Origin of the sequence: Inconstantimicrobium porci (genome assembly GCF_009696465.1) — a bacterium.
Taxonomy (GTDB): Bacteria; Bacillota; Clostridia; order Clostridiales; family Clostridiaceae; genus Inconstantimicrobium; species Inconstantimicrobium porci.
The window spans coordinates 1-16766 of sequence record NZ_VULX01000024.1 but is presented as its reverse complement, the minus strand read 5'-3'; the positions used below and the strand labels follow the sequence as shown (position 1 = coordinate 16766).

14 protein-coding genes are annotated in these 16766 nt (G+C 31.6%); 11 read left to right on the top strand and 3 right to left on the bottom strand.

Annotation, left to right across the window (positions count from 1 at the left end):
• Positions 1–941 precede the first annotated feature (941 nt).
• The 5 genes from FYJ33_RS12555 (at position 942) to FYJ33_RS12535 (ending at position 9872) form a co-directional block, all read left to right on the top strand.
• Positions 942–1955, top strand: coding sequence for a LacI family DNA-binding transcriptional regulator (locus FYJ33_RS12555; protein WP_154532068.1), 1014 nt, complete (start codon positions 942–944; stop codon positions 1953–1955).
• Positions 1956–1991: 36 nt separating this feature from the next.
• Complete coding sequence (malQ, locus tag FYJ33_RS12550; protein ID WP_154532067.1) at positions 1992–3479, top strand: 4-alpha-glucanotransferase; 1488 nt, start codon at positions 1992–1994, stop codon at positions 3477–3479.
• 151 nt (positions 3480–3630) lie between these two features.
• The gene (locus FYJ33_RS12545) at positions 3631–5652 is read left to right on the top strand and encodes an amylo-alpha-1,6-glucosidase (RefSeq protein WP_154532066.1); all 2022 of its coding nucleotides are present in this window, start codon (positions 3631–3633) and stop codon (positions 5650–5652) included.
• Positions 5653–5679: 27 nt separating this feature from the next.
• Positions 5680–7659 carry a type I pullulanase gene (gene pulA, locus FYJ33_RS12540; protein WP_154532065.1) on the top strand — a complete coding sequence of 660 codons (1980 nt, stop codon included), beginning with the start codon at positions 5680–5682 and terminating at the stop codon, positions 7657–7659.
• 428 nt (positions 7660–8087) lie between these two features.
• A complete protein-coding gene (locus FYJ33_RS12535; RefSeq protein WP_154532064.1) occupies positions 8088–9872 on the top strand; it encodes an alpha-amylase family glycosyl hydrolase in 1785 nt (594 codons plus the stop codon).
• 75 nt (positions 9873–9947) lie between these two features.
• Here the strand turns inward: FYJ33_RS12535 and FYJ33_RS12530 are convergent, their stop codons facing one another.
• A complete protein-coding gene (locus FYJ33_RS12530; RefSeq protein ID WP_154532063.1) occupies positions 9948–10292 on the bottom strand; it encodes a helix-turn-helix domain-containing protein in 345 nt (114 codons plus the stop codon).
• A 145-nt stretch (positions 10293–10437) separates the two neighbouring features.
• Between FYJ33_RS12530 and FYJ33_RS12525 the strand changes: the two genes are divergently transcribed.
• Genes FYJ33_RS12525 through FYJ33_RS12510 form a run of 4 tightly spaced genes read left to right on the top strand, consistent with a single transcriptional unit; the run spans position 10438 to position 14053 of the window.
• Positions 10438–11403 (top strand): ABC transporter permease, encoded by a 966-nt coding sequence (locus FYJ33_RS12525; RefSeq protein WP_154532062.1) that lies wholly within the window; start codon positions 10438–10440, stop codon positions 11401–11403.
• A complete protein-coding gene (locus FYJ33_RS12520) occupies positions 11393–12355 on the top strand; it encodes an iron chelate uptake ABC transporter family permease subunit (RefSeq protein ID WP_154532061.1) in 963 nt (320 codons plus the stop codon). Before FYJ33_RS12525 ends, FYJ33_RS12520 begins: the two co-directional genes overlap by 11 nt.
• Positions 12339–13094 carry an iron ABC transporter ATP-binding protein gene (locus FYJ33_RS12515; protein ID WP_154532060.1) on the top strand — a complete coding sequence of 252 codons (756 nt, stop codon included), beginning with the start codon at positions 12339–12341 and terminating at the stop codon, positions 13092–13094. The genes FYJ33_RS12520 and FYJ33_RS12515 overlap by 17 nt, the downstream gene beginning before the upstream one ends.
• Positions 13095–13117: 23 nt before the next feature.
• Positions 13118–14053 (top strand): siderophore ABC transporter substrate-binding protein, encoded by a 936-nt coding sequence (locus FYJ33_RS12510; RefSeq protein WP_154532059.1) that lies wholly within the window; start codon positions 13118–13120, stop codon positions 14051–14053.
• Positions 14054–14140: 87 nt separating this feature from the next.
• On the opposite strand, the gene alr is transcribed toward FYJ33_RS12510, so the two are convergent.
• Positions 14141–15310, bottom strand: coding sequence for an alanine racemase (gene alr, locus FYJ33_RS12505; RefSeq protein WP_154532058.1), 1170 nt, complete (start codon positions 15308–15310; stop codon positions 14141–14143).
• A gap of 101 nt (positions 15311–15411) precedes the next feature.
• Positions 15412–15789: a desulfoferrodoxin gene (locus tag FYJ33_RS12500; protein WP_154532057.1), complete on the bottom strand. Its 378-nt coding sequence runs from the start codon at positions 15787–15789 to the stop codon at positions 15412–15414.
• Positions 15790–16026: 237 nt separating this feature from the next.
• Between FYJ33_RS12500 and FYJ33_RS12495 the strand changes: the two genes are divergently transcribed.
• Together FYJ33_RS12495 and FYJ33_RS12490 are read left to right on the top strand one after the other, a co-directional pair.
• Positions 16027–16260 carry a hypothetical protein gene (locus tag FYJ33_RS12495; RefSeq protein ID WP_154532056.1) on the top strand — a complete coding sequence of 78 codons (234 nt, stop codon included), beginning with the start codon at positions 16027–16029 and terminating at the stop codon, positions 16258–16260.
• Positions 16261–16345: 85 nt separating this feature from the next.
• The coding region (locus FYJ33_RS12490) for a helix-turn-helix domain-containing protein (RefSeq protein WP_154532055.1) at positions 16346–16766 on the top strand (421 nt) is incomplete at its 3' end.

Here is a 16766-nt window from a genome sequence, read left to right as displayed (position 1 = left end):
ATAGTTATTTTAAAAGAGCAGTCGTGAGTTTAACAGAATTATTCTAAAATAAAAAATAATATTTTGCAATACAAGACATGTATATAAATATAACGTAATATTAGTTTTGTAATATAATACAAATAATCTCGTAAAAATGAAATTTTTCTTCTAAACTATTGAACTTAAAAAATTTAAGTAATATAATAAAGTTTGTAAAGGTTAACAAAAATGTTTGTGACTTTTTTGGGAACGGTTCCGAAAAATACATTAGCTTTTTGTACCATTATTAAAATAGTTAATTAAAATTAACGAGGGGGATTTTAAGTATGTTGAACAGAACAAAATTATTCATATGATAGTTTAAGAGTATTCTAGGGTGTAGGACTATTTAGTGAAGTGTTAAACGGATTAGTTGATGCAAGAAGTATACACTAAATTAGCACTTGATACAATTGAACTATATTACAATTAAGTTAAGGTAAAACGAGTACAAGTTATGTTGACTCTAGCAAGAAAAAAATTAAAGCTATTAACTCAATAAAATTTACACTAGATAATTGTCTGAAGAACATATTTAGCCAAGTCAAGACTGGAATTGCTCAAGAGTAATTTAGAATTCAGGGGAGAGTTTCCATTCTGTAAGTTTAAAGAATAGTTGAGTTATATGAGGGGGAAAGTCAAGATATTAAGGCTAAAACGTGGAAATGTGCTGTTAAACATACAGCAGAAAAATCTTCTGACATATGGATATATAGCTCTAGCTCTTATATCTATTGCAATTTTTAGAATAAAAGGATTAATTAACAAAGTGTCTTTTCGAATTTTATGTAGTTTAAGGAAGATTATATATAATAATTAAGATAGTAATACAATATAATATATAAATATTAAAATAATTGCTATATGAATTATAATGGTAACGATACCGGTAAAATTCCAAAAAATCGATGGTGAATAGGATGAATATTAGAGATATAGCTGATATAGCTGGTGTTGGCGTTAGTACAGTATCAAGGGTGATAAATAATCATCCCGATGTTAAAGTCAGTACTAGAGAAAAGGTGCTAAAAATTATAGAAGAATATAATTACATACCGAATAATAGTGCAAGAGTATTGAAAAAAGCGAATACAAACTATATTGGACTATTAGTAAAAGGTATTTATAATCCATTTTTCTATGAAATGATTAATATTATTGGTAGTATTATTGCTTCGGCAGGATATTCAATGTTATATGAACAAGGCGATTATAAAATATATCAAGATGTTGATAATATAATATCATTTTCAAATGAAAAGAAGCTTCGAGGAGTAATATGCTTAGGTGGAAATTTTATAGATTTAACAGATGAAAGTTTCTCATCATTAAATATACCTGTAGTTTTAACATCTGTTAATACAGTTTCAAAGCTTGGTAAGAAAACTTATTCTTCTGTAGGTATTGATAATGTGAAAGCAGCATATGAAGCTACTAGTTATCTTATAGAATTAGGTCATAAAAATATAGCTATCATTCTAGGAAAGGATGATGATATGGGAGCTACATGGTGGAGATTTAATGGATATAAAAAGGCTCTTGCTGAACATAACATTAACTTAAAAGAAGAGTATATTCTCGTAGGAGAATATGAAAGTGAAAAGTCTTACGAGGTTACAAAAAAGTTATTACAGGAAGATAATGATGTTACTGCTATATTTGCATTATCAGACATTATGGCTGTTGGATGTGCAAGAGCTGTAGTTGATAGTAATCTTAAACTGGGAAAAGATATATCATTAGTAGGTTTTGATGGCCTTGATTACAGTAAGTTTTATACTCCAGCGATTACAACAGTTAAGCAGCCAAGAAAGCTTATGGCAGAAACAAGTGCAAAATTATTATTAAGCCTCATAAAAAATGAAACAGAAAATGAACATATATTATTAGATACTAAATTAATTAAAAGAGAATCTTGTAATAAAATACTTTAAGTATTTTTCAAAACAATAAAAGTAGAGGTGTATATTATGAATAGGGGTAGTGGTATTTTAATGCATATAGCTTCATTACCGGGGAATTATGGAATAGGTACATTCGGAAAAGAAGCATATGAATTTGCAGATTTTTTAAAGAAGGCTGGTCAGAAGTATTGGCAGATACTTCCACTTGGTCAGACTAGTTATGGTGATTCACCATATCAATCATTTTCAGCATTTGCAGGAAATCCATATTTCATAGACTTTGATATACTTGCCGAAGAAGGATTGTTAAGTAAGAAAGATTATGAAGAAATTTTCTGGGGTGATAATAAGGAAAAAATAGATTATAGCCTTATTTTCACTGAAAAGATGAAAGTTTTAAGAAAAGCTTACGAAAATGGTAAAGAAAAAAATGTAGACGAGCTTAAAGCTTTTAAACAGGAACAGTCATTCTGGCTTGATGATTACGCATTGTATATGGCCATAAAGGGGACTTTTGAACTTAAGAGCTGGAAGGAATGGGACGATGACATTAAGAGAAGAGAACCGGAAGCAGTTAAACGTTACAAGGATCAGCTTAGTGATGAAATAGAATATTGGTGCTTCCTTCAGTATCACTTCTTTAAACAATGGAATAAGCTTAAAAAATATGTAAATGATCAGGGAATTGAGATTATTGGTGATATCCCAATTTATGTTGCCGAAGATAGTGCAGATTGTTGGGCGAATCCTGATGCATTTCTTTTTGATAAGAAGACATTAGATACAATAAGGGTTGCAGGATGTCCTCCTGATGCATTTTCAGATGATGGGCAGTTATGGGGAAATCCAATTTATGATTGGGAGTATCTAGAGGATACTAATTATGAATGGTGGGTTTCAAGAGTAAGAGAAAGTCTTAAATTATATGATGTATTAAGAATTGATCATTTCAGAGGCTTTGAATCTTATTGGTCAATTCCAGCAGGTGATGATACTGCTAAAAATGGAAAATGGGTTAAAGGCCCTGCAAATAAACTATTTGATACCATAAAGAAAGAACTTGGCGAAATTAATGTTATAGCTGAAGACCTTGGCTTTATGACAGATGAGGTCAGAGAGTTTAGAAAATGTACAGGGTTTCCAGGTATGAAAGTACTTCAGTTTGGATTTGGTTCATCAGATTCACCTGATCTTCCTCATAACTATGAAGAAAGTAACTGCATAGTTTATACAGGAACTCATGATAATGAAACTGTAAGAGGATGGCTTGAAAATCCAGTAAATCGTGAAGCAGCAAAGTATGCAAAAAAATACTGCAGTTTAACAAAAAAAGAAGGTTATAACTGGGGATTTATTAGAACTGTTTGGTCAAGCATAGGGAAAACTTCTATAGCATTAATGCAAGACTTTTTAAATCTTAACAATGAAGCTAGAATGAATACACCTTCTACATTAGGAGGAAACTGGCAGTGGAGAATGAAAGATGACGTTCTTACTGATAGACTAGCAAACAGAATTTATCATCTTACAAAAACTTATGGAAGATGCAAATAAAATATAACTAAAATGCTCAATGCTCAAGGAATATGCTAGATTAGGAATGCTTTTGTTAATTAGACAAATATTTAATGTCCTATAGTGCAGATTATAGAGTGTTGGGCATTTATTACTTTGATTTTTAATGTTAATAAGGGGTGAATTAATTATGGAGGGTATATATAAGTTTGGAAGAGGACAATGGAAAACAATAGAGCAGGGTAATGAATTATCATGGATGATTGGAAATGGTATTGGAGGATATGCGAATAATACAGTGCCTGGTGGAGCAGCCATGTCTTTTCATGGATATTTAATTGCATCTTTAAATCCGCCAGTAAACAGGTATTTTGTATTAGCCAGAACTCAGGAGCAAATAAGGGTTGGTAACAGAGAGTATGATCTTACATCACAGCAGTACATAAATTATGAAAAAAATGGACAGAGGTATTTGCAAAGATTTATATTTGATTCTGTTCCACAATATATATATGAAGTTGAAAACATAAAATTAAAGAAAAGTATAGCTGTAGAGTATGGTAAAAACACTGTAGCTATATGTTATGACATTACAAATGGGTCTGATGAAGCAGAACTTACTATAGTTCCTTTATTTAATTATCGTCCAGCAGGGGATGTTACAGAAAAGGCTGATTTGAGATTCAATGTCTCAAAGAGTGAGAAGACACTTAGACTTGTACCTGAAAAAAATCAAGACGTAAACATTGATTTTATGATGTCAGATGGCGAATTTATTGATAGATCACTTTTTCCTGTAAACATGGCAACACCGAACTATATTATAGAAGAAAATAATTATTATATGATAGATAACAGAACTGGATTCCTTGGAGTAGATAATCATTTTACACCATATGAAGTACGTGTTGACTTAAAACCAAATGAGCATAAAAGATTCTATGTAAAATGCACAGTTGATGGACTTGATGATAAGAGTGGATTTGAAATATTGCAGGAATATAAAGACAGAGCAGAAAGAATAGTAAAGAATGCAGGATACAATGACAGTTTTGCTGATAATCTTGTAAAAGCAGCAGATCATTTTGTAGTAGCTAGGAAAAGTACAGGACTTAAGACAGTGCTTGCAGGTTTTCCATGGTTTACTGACTGGGGCAGAGATACAATGATTTCATTTGAAGGACTGGTTCTTGTGACAAAGAGATTTCAGGATGCCAGAGAAATACTTATGTCATTTGCCAAGTATATAAAAAATGGTCTTGTACCAAATGTATTTCCAGATAAGAATACAGAACCAGGATACAATACAGTTGATGCGTCATTGTGGTACTTCCAAGCTGCATATAAATATCTTCAGTATACAGGCAAAGAAGAAGATTACAAATTCATAAAAGAAAATATTTATCCAAAGCTGATTGAAATATTTGAGGCATATTCGAATGGAACTGATTTTTCAATTGGAATGGATGAGGATGGACTTATACATGCAGGTGATGGTCTTGACCAGGTAACATGGATGGATGTAAGGGTTGGAGATTACGTAGTAACACCAAGACATGGCAAGCCTGTTGAGATAAATGCTCTTTGGTATAATGCACTAAAAATAATGGCTGAATTAAGTGAGAAATTTGGACAAAATGGTAATAAATATGTAAAATTAAGCAAGAAGGTAAAAGAATCTTTTAATAAGAAATATTGGAACGAAAAAAAACAATGTTTATTCGACGTAGTTGATGAAAATGATGATTCTATTAGACCTAATCAGATATGGGCTGTATCACTGCCATTCTCAATTCTTGATAAAGAAAAAGAAAAAAGTGTAGTAGATGTGGTATCTAAGCATTTGTATTCAACATATGGACTTAGATCGCTATCATTTATGGATAGCAGATTTAAAAAGTCATATATAGGTAAGCTTTTTGACAGAGACAGAGCATATCACATGGGAACAACATGGGGATTTTTAATAGGACCATTTATTACTGCATATTGTAAAGTTAATAATCATAGTAAAGTAGCAGTAGAAAAGGCAAGAGAGATGTGCGAAGTATTTGAAGATCATCTTAATGATGGTTGTATAAATGGAATTGCTGAAATATTTGATGGCGATTATTCATGTACTAGCAGGGGATGTTATTCACAGGCATGGAGTGTTGCTGAAGTACTAAGATGTTACGTAAATGATGTTTATAATTACAGCAGTAAAAACTAAGGAGAATAATATGAAAGGGGAATTTAGATGAATTTAAATGAGATTTATGGAAAACTAGACAATTATGATGGTAAACTTGGAGCTTTATATTCAAAGGAAGAAACAAGATTTATTTTATGGGCTCCATTAGCGCAGGATGTAAAACTAGCGTTATATAACAGGGACGGTCTTGATTTTGAAAGCAATATTCAAAAGACAGTTTCTATGAGGTTTGAAGAAGATGATGGTATATGGCATGTTACAATTAAAGGTGACCTCAGCGGAATTTATTATAACTACCTTGTTACAAACGATGATGTTGAAAGTGAAGTAGTTGATCCTTATGCGAAAGCTGTAGGAGTAAATGGTAAAAGGGCTATGGTAGTTGATTTGGAAGCAACAAATCCTGAAGGCTGGAAGGATGACGTTAAACCAGTACTAAAGGATGCTACTGATTCAGTAATATATGAAATACATGTAAGGGATTTTTCAATCAATGAGAATTCAGGGGTAAAGGATAAGTATAAAGGAAAGTACAGCGGAGTTGCTGAAAGAAATACAAGAATACCAGGTACTGATATAAAAACAGGACTTGATTATGTTATAAGTCTAGGAATTACACATGTGCATCTTCTGCCAATTGAAGATTATATAACAGTAGATGAGTCTGAACCAGAAAAGAAACAATACAATTGGGGATATGATCCACAGAATTTTAATGTACCAGAAGGTTCATATTCTTCAGATCCTTTTAGGGCAGAAAAAAGAATAAAAGAAGTTAAAGAGATGGTGCTTAAATTACATGAATCAGGAATAAGAGTTGTGATGGATGTTGTATACAACCATACCTATAAGTCAAAAGACTCAAATTTGAATTTAGCTGTACCTAATTATTACTATAGACAGAATCAGGATGGAAGTTTTTCTAATGGTTCAGCATGTGGTAATGAAATTGCTTCTGAGAGAAAAATGGTTAGAAAGTTTATTGTTGATTCGCTAGTTTACTGGGCAAAAGAATACCACATAGATGGCTTTAGATTTGATTTAATGGGGGTATTAGATATAGATACATTAAAAGAAGTTAGATGTGAACTTGATAAAATTGACAAGTCAATAATACTGTATGGTGAAGGATGGAATGGTGGCAGCAGTACTTTAGCATATGATTATGGATGCTTCAAGAGTAATACAACTAAGTTTGGAAATATGCAGATAGGTTCCTTTAGTGATGACATCAGGGATGGAATTAAAGGACATGTATTTAATAAGTATGAAAAAGGTTTTATTAGTGGAAAAGAAAATCTTGAGGATACTATAAAGTTTGCTGTTACTGCATCAGTACAGCATGAAGACATAAATTATTCGAATGTAATTTACAGCGACGGTCCATGGGCTAATGAACCTTACCAGGTAATAAATTATACATCAGCACATGATAATAATACTTTATTTGATAAGCTATTACTAACAAATGAGGGGAAGTCCTTAGAAGAAATTGCAAAATTAAATAAGCTTTCTGCTGCAATTATATTTACGTGCCAGGGAATACCATTCTTTCAGTCTGGAGAGGAATTCATGAGAACTAAAAAAGATGAAAGTGGTAATATTGTCGAGAACAGCTACAATTCATCAGATTATGTGAACAGCCTGGACTGGGAAAGAATGAATGAAAACAAAGATATGGTTGATTATTATAAGGGATTAATCAAATTAAGAAAAACTCATAAACTATTCCATATGAATAGCGCTGACGATATAAGAAAGAATCTTGTATTTTTAAAGAAAGGTATAAACTTTCAAAACAACAATGTTGTTGCTTATATAATCAATAATTTCAATATTGATGACATATACAATAAGGTACTTATAATATATAATGCAAACGAGTTTGAAATAAAAGTTAATGTTGAAGAAGCAGACTGGTCATTAATTGTTAATGGAGACAAGAGCGGATGTGAAGAACTTGTCCACATAGACAGCAACGAAATAAAAGTACCTGCACACTGCTGCTATGTACTTAGTAAATAAACTTTATTCACATTATTTCAAGTATATTAAATGAACTATTAAGTAAAATGATATTCAATGAATTAATGTATAATGTATAATTCAGGTTGAAATTCATGAGCGTAGCATCATAAATTTCTATATTAATGGAGGATATCGCCAAACCTCTGTATTGTTTAATCCGAAATTATACATTATACTCCATACCTTTTACATTGGTAAAGAATTCTTATTTGATGAGCAGATGAAATGAAGTTCTATATTTTATTGGGTATAAGTTAGAATATTCTCTATAGTGACAAGTCCACAGGCAAAAAGAACAGCATTAAATGATGTCGCATTTTTACAAGATAGATAGCGATAATTTTATTAAAATAAAATTGTAAAAAGAGTAAGCATGGGATTTATGGAGTTTCCGTGAGTGCTCAAATAAATTTGGGGGGATTATTGTGAAAAAAAGAAATAAAGTTCTATCATTTTGTATTGCAGTTGTAATGGTCTGCACACTTATGTTTGGCTGTGCACCAAAAGACTATAAAAATGATACAAATACTAAAGTACCATTTTCATGGGACAATGCAACTGTGTACTTTGCACTTACAGACCGATTCTTTGATGGAAATAAAGAAAATAACCATTCATACGGCAGAGAGCTTGATGCATCTGGCAAGGAAAATGCAGATTACAAGAAACAGCCATCAACTTATCATGGTGGTGATATTAAAGGTATAACTAAAAAAATAAATGAAGGTTATTTTAACGAGTTAGGTGTTAATGCTATATGGATTACTTCGCCATTTGAACAGATTCATGGATATTATGCAGGACAGGGATTTAGATTTTACTCATATCATGGCTACTATGTTCTTGACTACAGCAATATTGATGGTAATGTAGGAACAAAAGAAGAGTTTAAGGAATTTGTAGATACAGCTCACAAGCATGGTATAAGAGTTGTTATGGATATAGTAGTTAATCATGCTGGTTATCCAACTTTAAAGGATATGGATGAATACGGATTTGGTAAGCTTAAAGATGGCTGGAAAGATTTTTACTATGGAGATCCATCTAATGTTACAAATGATACTTACTTTAGTTATATGGACAAAAGCGATGCAGCATCATGGGGAAAATGGTGGTCACCAGCATGGGTGAGAGCTTCACAGAGATTTGCCGGATATGAAGGTGAAGAAAGTGGAGACGATAAGACTATATGTCTGTCAGGTCTTCCTGATTTTAAGACAGAAACTACTAATGACCCAGGTATTCCGCCTTTATGGAAAACAAAGTGGCAGAAGGAAGGACGACTTGAAAAGGAAGAAAAATCACTTGATGATTACTTTAAGAAGACTGGAGAAAAGAGAACAGTATCTAACTACATTATAAAAGAAATCAGCGATTGGGTAAGAGAATATGGAATAGATGCATTTAGATGCGATACAGCAAAACATGTTGATTTAAGTGTGTGGAAGGAACTAAAAGTACAGTGTACAGCAGCACTTAAGGAATGGAAGGAAAAGAATCCTACTAAGAAGATTGATGACAAAGATTTCTGGATGACTGGAGAGATATGGGATCATAAAGTCGGCAGAACAGATGAATACGATAATGGCTTTGATTCACTTATTAATTTCGATTTTCAGGGCATGGCAGGTAACTTAGATAACCTTGATTCGATTTACAGCAGTTATGCAGAGAAGATGCATAGTGATAAATTTAATGCATTAAGTTATATATCTTCACATGATACTGTTTTGTTTGACAGAGATAATCTTATAGAAGGCGGAACTGAACTAATGCTTGTTCCAGGAGCTGCACAGATTTACTATGGTGATGAAACTGCAAGACCACTTGCTTTTGAAGAATGTCCATATAAAGATCAAGCGTTAAGAGGAGACATGAACTGGAATTCAATTAATCAAAAAGTATTAAAGCACTGGCAGATACTTGGTAGATTTAGAAGAGCTCATATTTCAGTTGGTGCTGGTGAACACAAAAAGATATCAGATTCACCATACACATTTAGTAGGACATATGATAAAGATGGAATCAAAGATAAGGTAATCTGCGTAATTGGAGCAAAAAATAAGACTGAAGTAAATGTATCATCAGTGTTTGCAGATGGTACTGAAGTAAGAGATGCCTATACTGGAGAGACAGCGAAGGTTAGAAGCGGCAAAGTTAAATTTAAAGCCAATGAAAATGGAGTTATTCTATTAGAAGAGGCAAAATAAGATAATACTTGAAATCATGTATTATAGGAAACAATTTAGAATTTAAAGTTTAAAATTTAGAATTCAGGATTAAACTCATGAGCCAATGCTCATGAGTTTCTCTTTTCTATATTGCAGTGGTGTAATATTTGTATATTTTTTAAAAAGCGAATTAAAGTAGGTCTGGTTGTTGTAGCCAACAGCATGGGCAATCTCTAATATTGAGAGCTTCTTATAAATAAGAAGCTCTTTACTTTTATTTATTCTTACTTCGTTTAAGTAATTTGAGAAACTTTTTGCTGTCTGTTCTTTAAATAGAGTACAGAAATAGCATTTATTTAAATAAAGCTTGTTTGCCATTGATTCTAAAGTTATATTTTCATAATAATTTTGTGTTATGTATGATATTGCTTCATTTATGTGTGAATTAATTTCGTTCATAAAGACCTCCTATAAAACCTAAATATTTTTAAAGATATTAATAATAATTCAATATATAATGTTATTGAAAATCATTATCAATTAGTGTGAGGTTATTATATACAATTTTATATAAGGATGTCAAATTATAAATTCGGGGGAGCTTATGAAGAAGAAAAAGATAAACTTACTTTTAATAATAATATTTATTATGTTGTCAATAAGTTCATTGTTTATTGGTGTGAAGGGAATATCGATAAAAGATGTTTTCAGTTTACATAATAATGAAAGCACAATAATAATGATAAGCAGACTGCCTAGGCTATTAAGCATTATAATAACTGGTGCTGGAATGTCTGTTAGTGGAATAATAATGCAGCAGATATCGAGAAATAAATTTGTTTCTCCAACAACAGCAGGAACAGTTGAATTTACCAAGCTTGGGATAGCAGTAGCTATAATCATGTTTTCAGGAGCAGGACTTTTCACAAAAATGAGTATTGCTTTTCTATTCTCGCTTTTTGGGACTTTCGTTTTTATAAAAGTCATAGGGCGAATTAAGTTTAAGGATGCAGTTTTTATTCCACTTGTAGGAATGATGATTGGTGGAATTATTGATTCAATAACTACATTTCTGACATATAGAAATGACCTTATACAGAATGTATCTTCATGGATGCAGGGTGATTTCTCTTTGATCATGAAAGGAAGATATGAACTTCTTTATATAGGAATACCTGTGTTTGTTATTGCATTTATTTATGCTAATAAGTTTACTATAGTTGGTATGGGGGAAGATTTTGCAACAAATCTTGGACTTAATCATCGGCAGGTTATGAATATAGGACTTGTGATAGTATCACTTATGATATCAGTTGTTGTAATAACAATTGGCTCTATACCATTCTTAGGACTTATTGTTCCTAATATAGTAAGTATTTATAATGGTGATAATCTGAGAGCAAATTTATGGTACACAATAATTGCTGGGCCGATATTTTTGTTAATCTGTGATATTGCAGGAAGACTGATAATTTATCCGTATGAGATTCCAATAGGTACAACAGCAGGGACTATAGGGAGTGCAGTATTTCTTTATCTCATATTAAGGAGGAGGAAAAATGAAAAATAAGAAAAAAATTGTGCTATTGGGAGCAGTATCGTTAATAATATGTATTTTATTTCTAACGGTAGGGCTTGACAGCAATTATAAATATGTTCTTAGTAAAAGAATACCTAAACTTATAGCTATTATTTTAACTGGAGTGTCAATAAGCTTTTCATCTATGGTATTTCAGACTATAACTAATAATAGAATTCTGACTCCAGGGGTAATGGGAATGGACTCAATATATATTTTCCTGCAGACTCTTATTATATTTTTCCTTGGTTCAAGCAGTTCATTATCAAGAAATAATAACCTTAATTTCATTATTTCACTTATATTTATGATTTTAGTGATGCAGCTATTGTACAAGCTGATGATTGGAAAGAAAAATCTAAATATACTATATCTTCTTCTAATAGGTATGGTGTTTAAAACTTTCTTTGGAAGTTTGTCATCGTTTATGCAGACTGTGATAGATCCAAATGAGTTCCAGATGGTACAGGATAAGATGTTTGCGAGTTTTAATAATATAAATGCTGATATACTTTTGATTTCATTAATACTTGTTGCTATTTCAATTGTATATGCATCAGAATATATTAACATATTTGATGTTATGGCTTTAGGCAGAGAAGAAGCTATAAATTTAGGTGTGGATTATGAGCTTGTAGTTAAGAAGGTGCTTGTAGTTATTGCTATATTATTATCTGTATCAACAGCACTTGTAGGTCCGATTACATTTTTAGGGTTGATGGTTGTAAGCATTTCAAGAGAATTTATTAAGTCTTATAAACACAGCTATCTTATAACATCATCTGCATTTATAGCTGTAATAGCTCTTGTAGGCGGACAGTTTATAGTGGAAAGAGTAATGAACTTCAAAGTAACTATAGACGTTATTATCAATTTTATTGGCGGAATTTATTTTATTTATCTTTTACTAAAGGAGAGCAGAAGCAATGATACAGTTAAATAATATTTCAAAAAAATATGGACAGAAAAAAGTAGTTGATAATGTTTCCATAGAAATACCAGAAGGAAAAATAACTTCATTTATAGGACCTAATGGAGCTGGTAAGAGTACAGTTTTATCAATAATGTCCAGGCTTATGAAAATGGACAGTGGCAGTGTTCTTATTGAAGGAAGAGCAATAGAAGAGTGGAAAAAAGATGATCTTGCAAAGAAGATTTCAATTTTGAAGCAGTCTAATAATATTTCTCTTAAGCTTACAATCAGGGAGCTGGTGAGTTTTGGAAGATTTCCATATTCAAAGGGGAATCTTACAGAGGAGGATGATAAGTATATTGACGAAGCTATAAATTATATGCAGCTTAAGGATATAGAAGATAAATACATTGATGAATTAAGCGGAGGACAGAGGCAGAGAGCATATATAGCCATGGTAATAGCACAGAATACAGATTATGTATTTCTGGATGAACCACTAAATAATCTTGATATGAAGCATTCAGTGGAAATCATGAAAATTTTAAGAAAACTTTGTAATGATCTTTCTAAGACTGTTGTAATTGTAATACATGATATAAACTTTGCATCATGCTACTCAGATTATATAGCAGCACTTAAGGACGGCAAAGTTGTAAAGTATGGCAATACTGATGAAATAGTCAATAAAGAATCACTTGAAGAAATATATGATATGAATATTGATGTGAAAAATGTAGATGGAAGAAAAATCTGCATATATTTTTAACGAAAGAAAAGAGGTAAATTACAATGAAAAAGAAAATGACAATAACAATAGCAATACTGCTGATTATAGCAGCTGGTGTATTTGGTGTGAAATATTTAAATAAGGATACAGATAAATCATCTGACAATGTTATTACTATAGCGCACAAATATGGAGAGACAAAGGTAAATAAAAATCCTTCCAATATTGCGGTTTTTGATTATGGTGCGCTGGATTCACTTGAAGTACTTGGAATTGAAGCATCTGGCCTTCCAAAACAGTCAATACCATCATCTTTAAGCAAGTACAAAGACGATAAATACAAGGATCTAGGAGGCCTTAAAGAACCTGATTTTGAGAAATTAAGCGCTCTTAAGCCTGATCTTATAATAATATCAGGAAGACAGGCAAATTTATATGATGAATTTTCAAAAATTGCTCCGACTTTATATGTGGAAATAGATAATAATGATCAGATTACTTCAATTATTAAGAATTTAAGAATGTATGCTGATATTTTTGATAAGAAGGATGTGGCTGAAAAAGAAATTGAAGATATAGAAAAATCAATAGAGGAATTAAAGTTAAAAGCTATTGCTACAGAGAAAAATGGACTTATAGCATTAGCTAACAGTAATTCATTCAGTGTATATGGCAAAGGCTCAAGATTTGGAATCATACATCAGAGTTTTGGTATTCCTGCTGTTGACAGCAATATAGAAGATTCAACTCATGGTCAGAAAGCATCATTTGAATATATAGTAGAAAAAGATCCGGATTATCTTTTTGTGATAGACAGAGCGGCAGTTGCAGGTGGAGATGTTTCAGCAGATAAATTATTTGAAAATGAACTAATGAAGAAAACTAAAGCATATCAGAACAACAATATTGTATATTTAAATGCAGAAAACTGGTATACAGTAATGGGTGGAGTAACTTCACTAAAATCAATGATTACAGAAATTAATAACTGTTTATAATTTTAAATATTAAATAAGGAATCAGAAGACTTATAAAGTGCACCCCAAATGTTAGACTAATTATCTATCATTTGGAGGTGTATTTTTTTAGTCCATGTATTGAATATTTGACACTTCATTATTCTTTATATAGACTCTTGTTACTCTTCTTCCAATAAGGCATAATGGCTCATAATTGATTGTTCCTATAAGTGATGCAAAATCATCTGCATCAAACTTCACATCTTTATCACGTCCTAAAAGGATGACTTCATCATTTACATTAACGTCATCAATATCAGTGATATCAACCATAATCTGATCCATGCATACATTGCCTGTTATTGGAGCTAGCTTTCCATTTATAATTACATAACCTTTATTTGACAAAGCTTTAGGATATCCGTCACCGTAACCTACTGGTATTGTAGCTATCCTGCTCACCATTTTAGTTTCAAAGTTCTTTCCATAACCAATGAAGTTATTTGCTTCCATAGTCTTTATGTGAACTATTTTTGATTTCCATGTAAGTACTGGCTTTAAATCAAGTACATCTTTATTAACTTCATCTGATGGATAGTATCCATATTGGATTATTCCAGGACGTACAAAATCATAATGTGTATCTGGCAGATCCATTATTGCAGCACTATTTGAAATATTCTTTGCGCCTAGCAGATGCTTACAGTCTTTAAGGTTATCGTAAAACCAGTTATAAATATCAAGTTGAAATTTAGTATATGATTTATCTTTACAGTCAGCAGTAGAAAAATGTGAAAACATGCTTACTATTTTAAGATTGCTCATGCTGCATATTTTTCTGATATCATCAAGGCTTTTTTGATTCTTTCTAAAGCCAATTCTCCCCATACCGGTATCAATAGCAATGTGTATCTCACAGACTGTATTATTTTTTTCTGCTTCTTTATTTAGCTTTTGTGCAAAATCAAGAGATGACACTGCAGGTTGAATATTATATTTTATGATTGTATTTATTGTATAGTCAAGGGAAACTCCCAATACCATTATGTCGCAGTCTATGCCGCCTCTTCTAAGCTCAACAGCTTCTACTACGTTTGCTACAGCTAGGTTCTTAATGCCAAGGTTTATAAATTCCTTTGAAACTTCTATAGAACCATGGCCATAAGAATTACATTTAACAATTCCTATAATATTGCTGCTGCCAATTCTTTTTTTTATTTGCTTCATGTTGTGGTCAAGATTATCTAAATTAATTTCAGCCCATAAAGGGTGTAAAAGATTTATTTCATTTTGCATTAGAATCAGTCCTCTATTTGTATTAATTACTAATACAAGTATATAAAATCGGTGATATAGAATAAAGGACCACTATAGTATAAAATTACTGCATTAGTGGATTATAGTGTCTTCCATAAGCCGTGTAGATTACAGTATCCTCTTATTTTATCTGCTTCACCATCAAATTTAAATTCAGCTTCAGGTGAATCAGAAGGTTTTAAATCTTTTCTTAATGTTTCGCCATTCTTTGTTACAACTTCAATCCAGCCAATATAATGCTTATCTTCCATTGGATGAGTTACTGCTCCCACATTTACTTTTATGCCGTCAGATGTTTTCTGTACAACAGGAATATGTTTTTCTTTTGCAGCATCAACAGTATTTTCTGTCATGAGTTGCATTGGTTCTCCGTTACAAGATAATGTACCGTTTCCACCAGATATTATTTCAACAGTAATACCAGTTTTAGGACAGAAATAAATTTCATTACTTTTCATTTGTGTTTCACTCCATTATTATGAATTAACAGTAATTAACTGTCATATATTATTATTTATGAAAAACATTATATTATTCTATAGCTATTTAAATTTCATAAAATTCTAATTGACGTTTTGATACGTTGGTTTTACATATATTGTAAAAAATATTAAAAATGTATAATATAAATTGTGGGGTAATAGTTATATCAGTTTCGGAAAACGTTTTAGCAAAATGATTAGGGGGAAAGTATTTTGTCTAAAAAAAAGTATTATTTATATTGGATAATTATAAATTTATGCATTGTAGCTATTATATTAACAAATAATATGAGTAGAAAAAGAGAAAGTCAGAAAATTGTATCACAAAATAATGATGTAGTTGAAATTTCAATAGCAACAAGCTGGTGTGGAAATGATACAAAGGCACAGGCACTAGAAAAAATTATTAATAATTTTGAAAGAAAAAATAAAAGACTAATTGTATAATGAAATTGAACCAATAAAAAATCCATAGTGATTACCCGTGTTATAATTAAGTTGCGAAACCAAAATAACAAGGAGGATAATCACTATGAATTACCCAAATCATAACACAGAATCACGTAAAAATAAACACTTGAATTTCAAAGAGCGCATGACTATAGAAATACGCCTTGCAGACGGTTGCTCTGCATATAAAATTGCCAAAGAATTGCAAAGACCAATCAATACTATTATCAATGAAATCCGTCGTGGAACTACTACTCAAATCAAGCAAGGAAAACATGTTGAAATGTACCTTGCAGATACTGGTGAAGCAGTCTATACAAAGAATCGTCGTAACTCTTGTCGCACATTCAAACACCTACAATGTGATGAGTTTATTAAGTATACTGTAAATCAAATTAAGACTAACTCATGGTCTCCAGACGCATGTGTCGGAAGTGCTCTATCAACAGGTAAATTCAAGCGTTCAGAGATAGTATGTACTAAGACGTTATATAACTATATCG

What these genes read in the sequence shown, in the direction of transcription:
- FYJ33_RS12555 (WP_154532068.1), top strand. Translation starts at nt 942, where the DNA reads ATGAATATTAGAGATATAGCTGATATAGCTGGTGTTGGCGTTAGTACA.
- malQ (WP_154532067.1), top strand. Translation starts at nt 1,992, where the DNA reads ATGAATAGGGGTAGTGGTATTTTAATGCATATAGCTTCATTACCGGGG.
- FYJ33_RS12545 (WP_154532066.1), top strand. Translation starts at nt 3,631, where the DNA reads ATGGAGGGTATATATAAGTTTGGAAGAGGACAATGGAAAACAATAGAG.
- pulA (WP_154532065.1), top strand. Translation starts at nt 5,680, where the DNA reads ATGAATTTAAATGAGATTTATGGAAAACTAGACAATTATGATGGTAAA.
- FYJ33_RS12530 (WP_154532063.1), bottom strand. Translation starts at nt 10,292, where the DNA reads ATGAACGAAATTAATTCACACATAAATGAAGCAATATCATACATAACA.
- FYJ33_RS12525 (WP_154532062.1), top strand. Translation starts at nt 10,438, where the DNA reads ATGAAGAAGAAAAAGATAAACTTACTTTTAATAATAATATTTATTATG.
- FYJ33_RS12520 (WP_154532061.1), top strand. Translation starts at nt 11,393, where the DNA reads ATGAAAAATAAGAAAAAAATTGTGCTATTGGGAGCAGTATCGTTAATA.
- FYJ33_RS12515 (WP_154532060.1), top strand. Translation starts at nt 12,339, where the DNA reads ATGATACAGTTAAATAATATTTCAAAAAAATATGGACAGAAAAAAGTA.
- FYJ33_RS12510 (WP_154532059.1), top strand. Translation starts at nt 13,118, where the DNA reads ATGAAAAAGAAAATGACAATAACAATAGCAATACTGCTGATTATAGCA.
- alr (WP_154532058.1), bottom strand. Translation starts at nt 15,310, where the DNA reads ATGCAAAATGAAATAAATCTTTTACACCCTTTATGGGCTGAAATTAAT.
- FYJ33_RS12500 (WP_154532057.1), bottom strand. Translation starts at nt 15,789, where the DNA reads ATGAAAAGTAATGAAATTTATTTCTGTCCTAAAACTGGTATTACTGTT.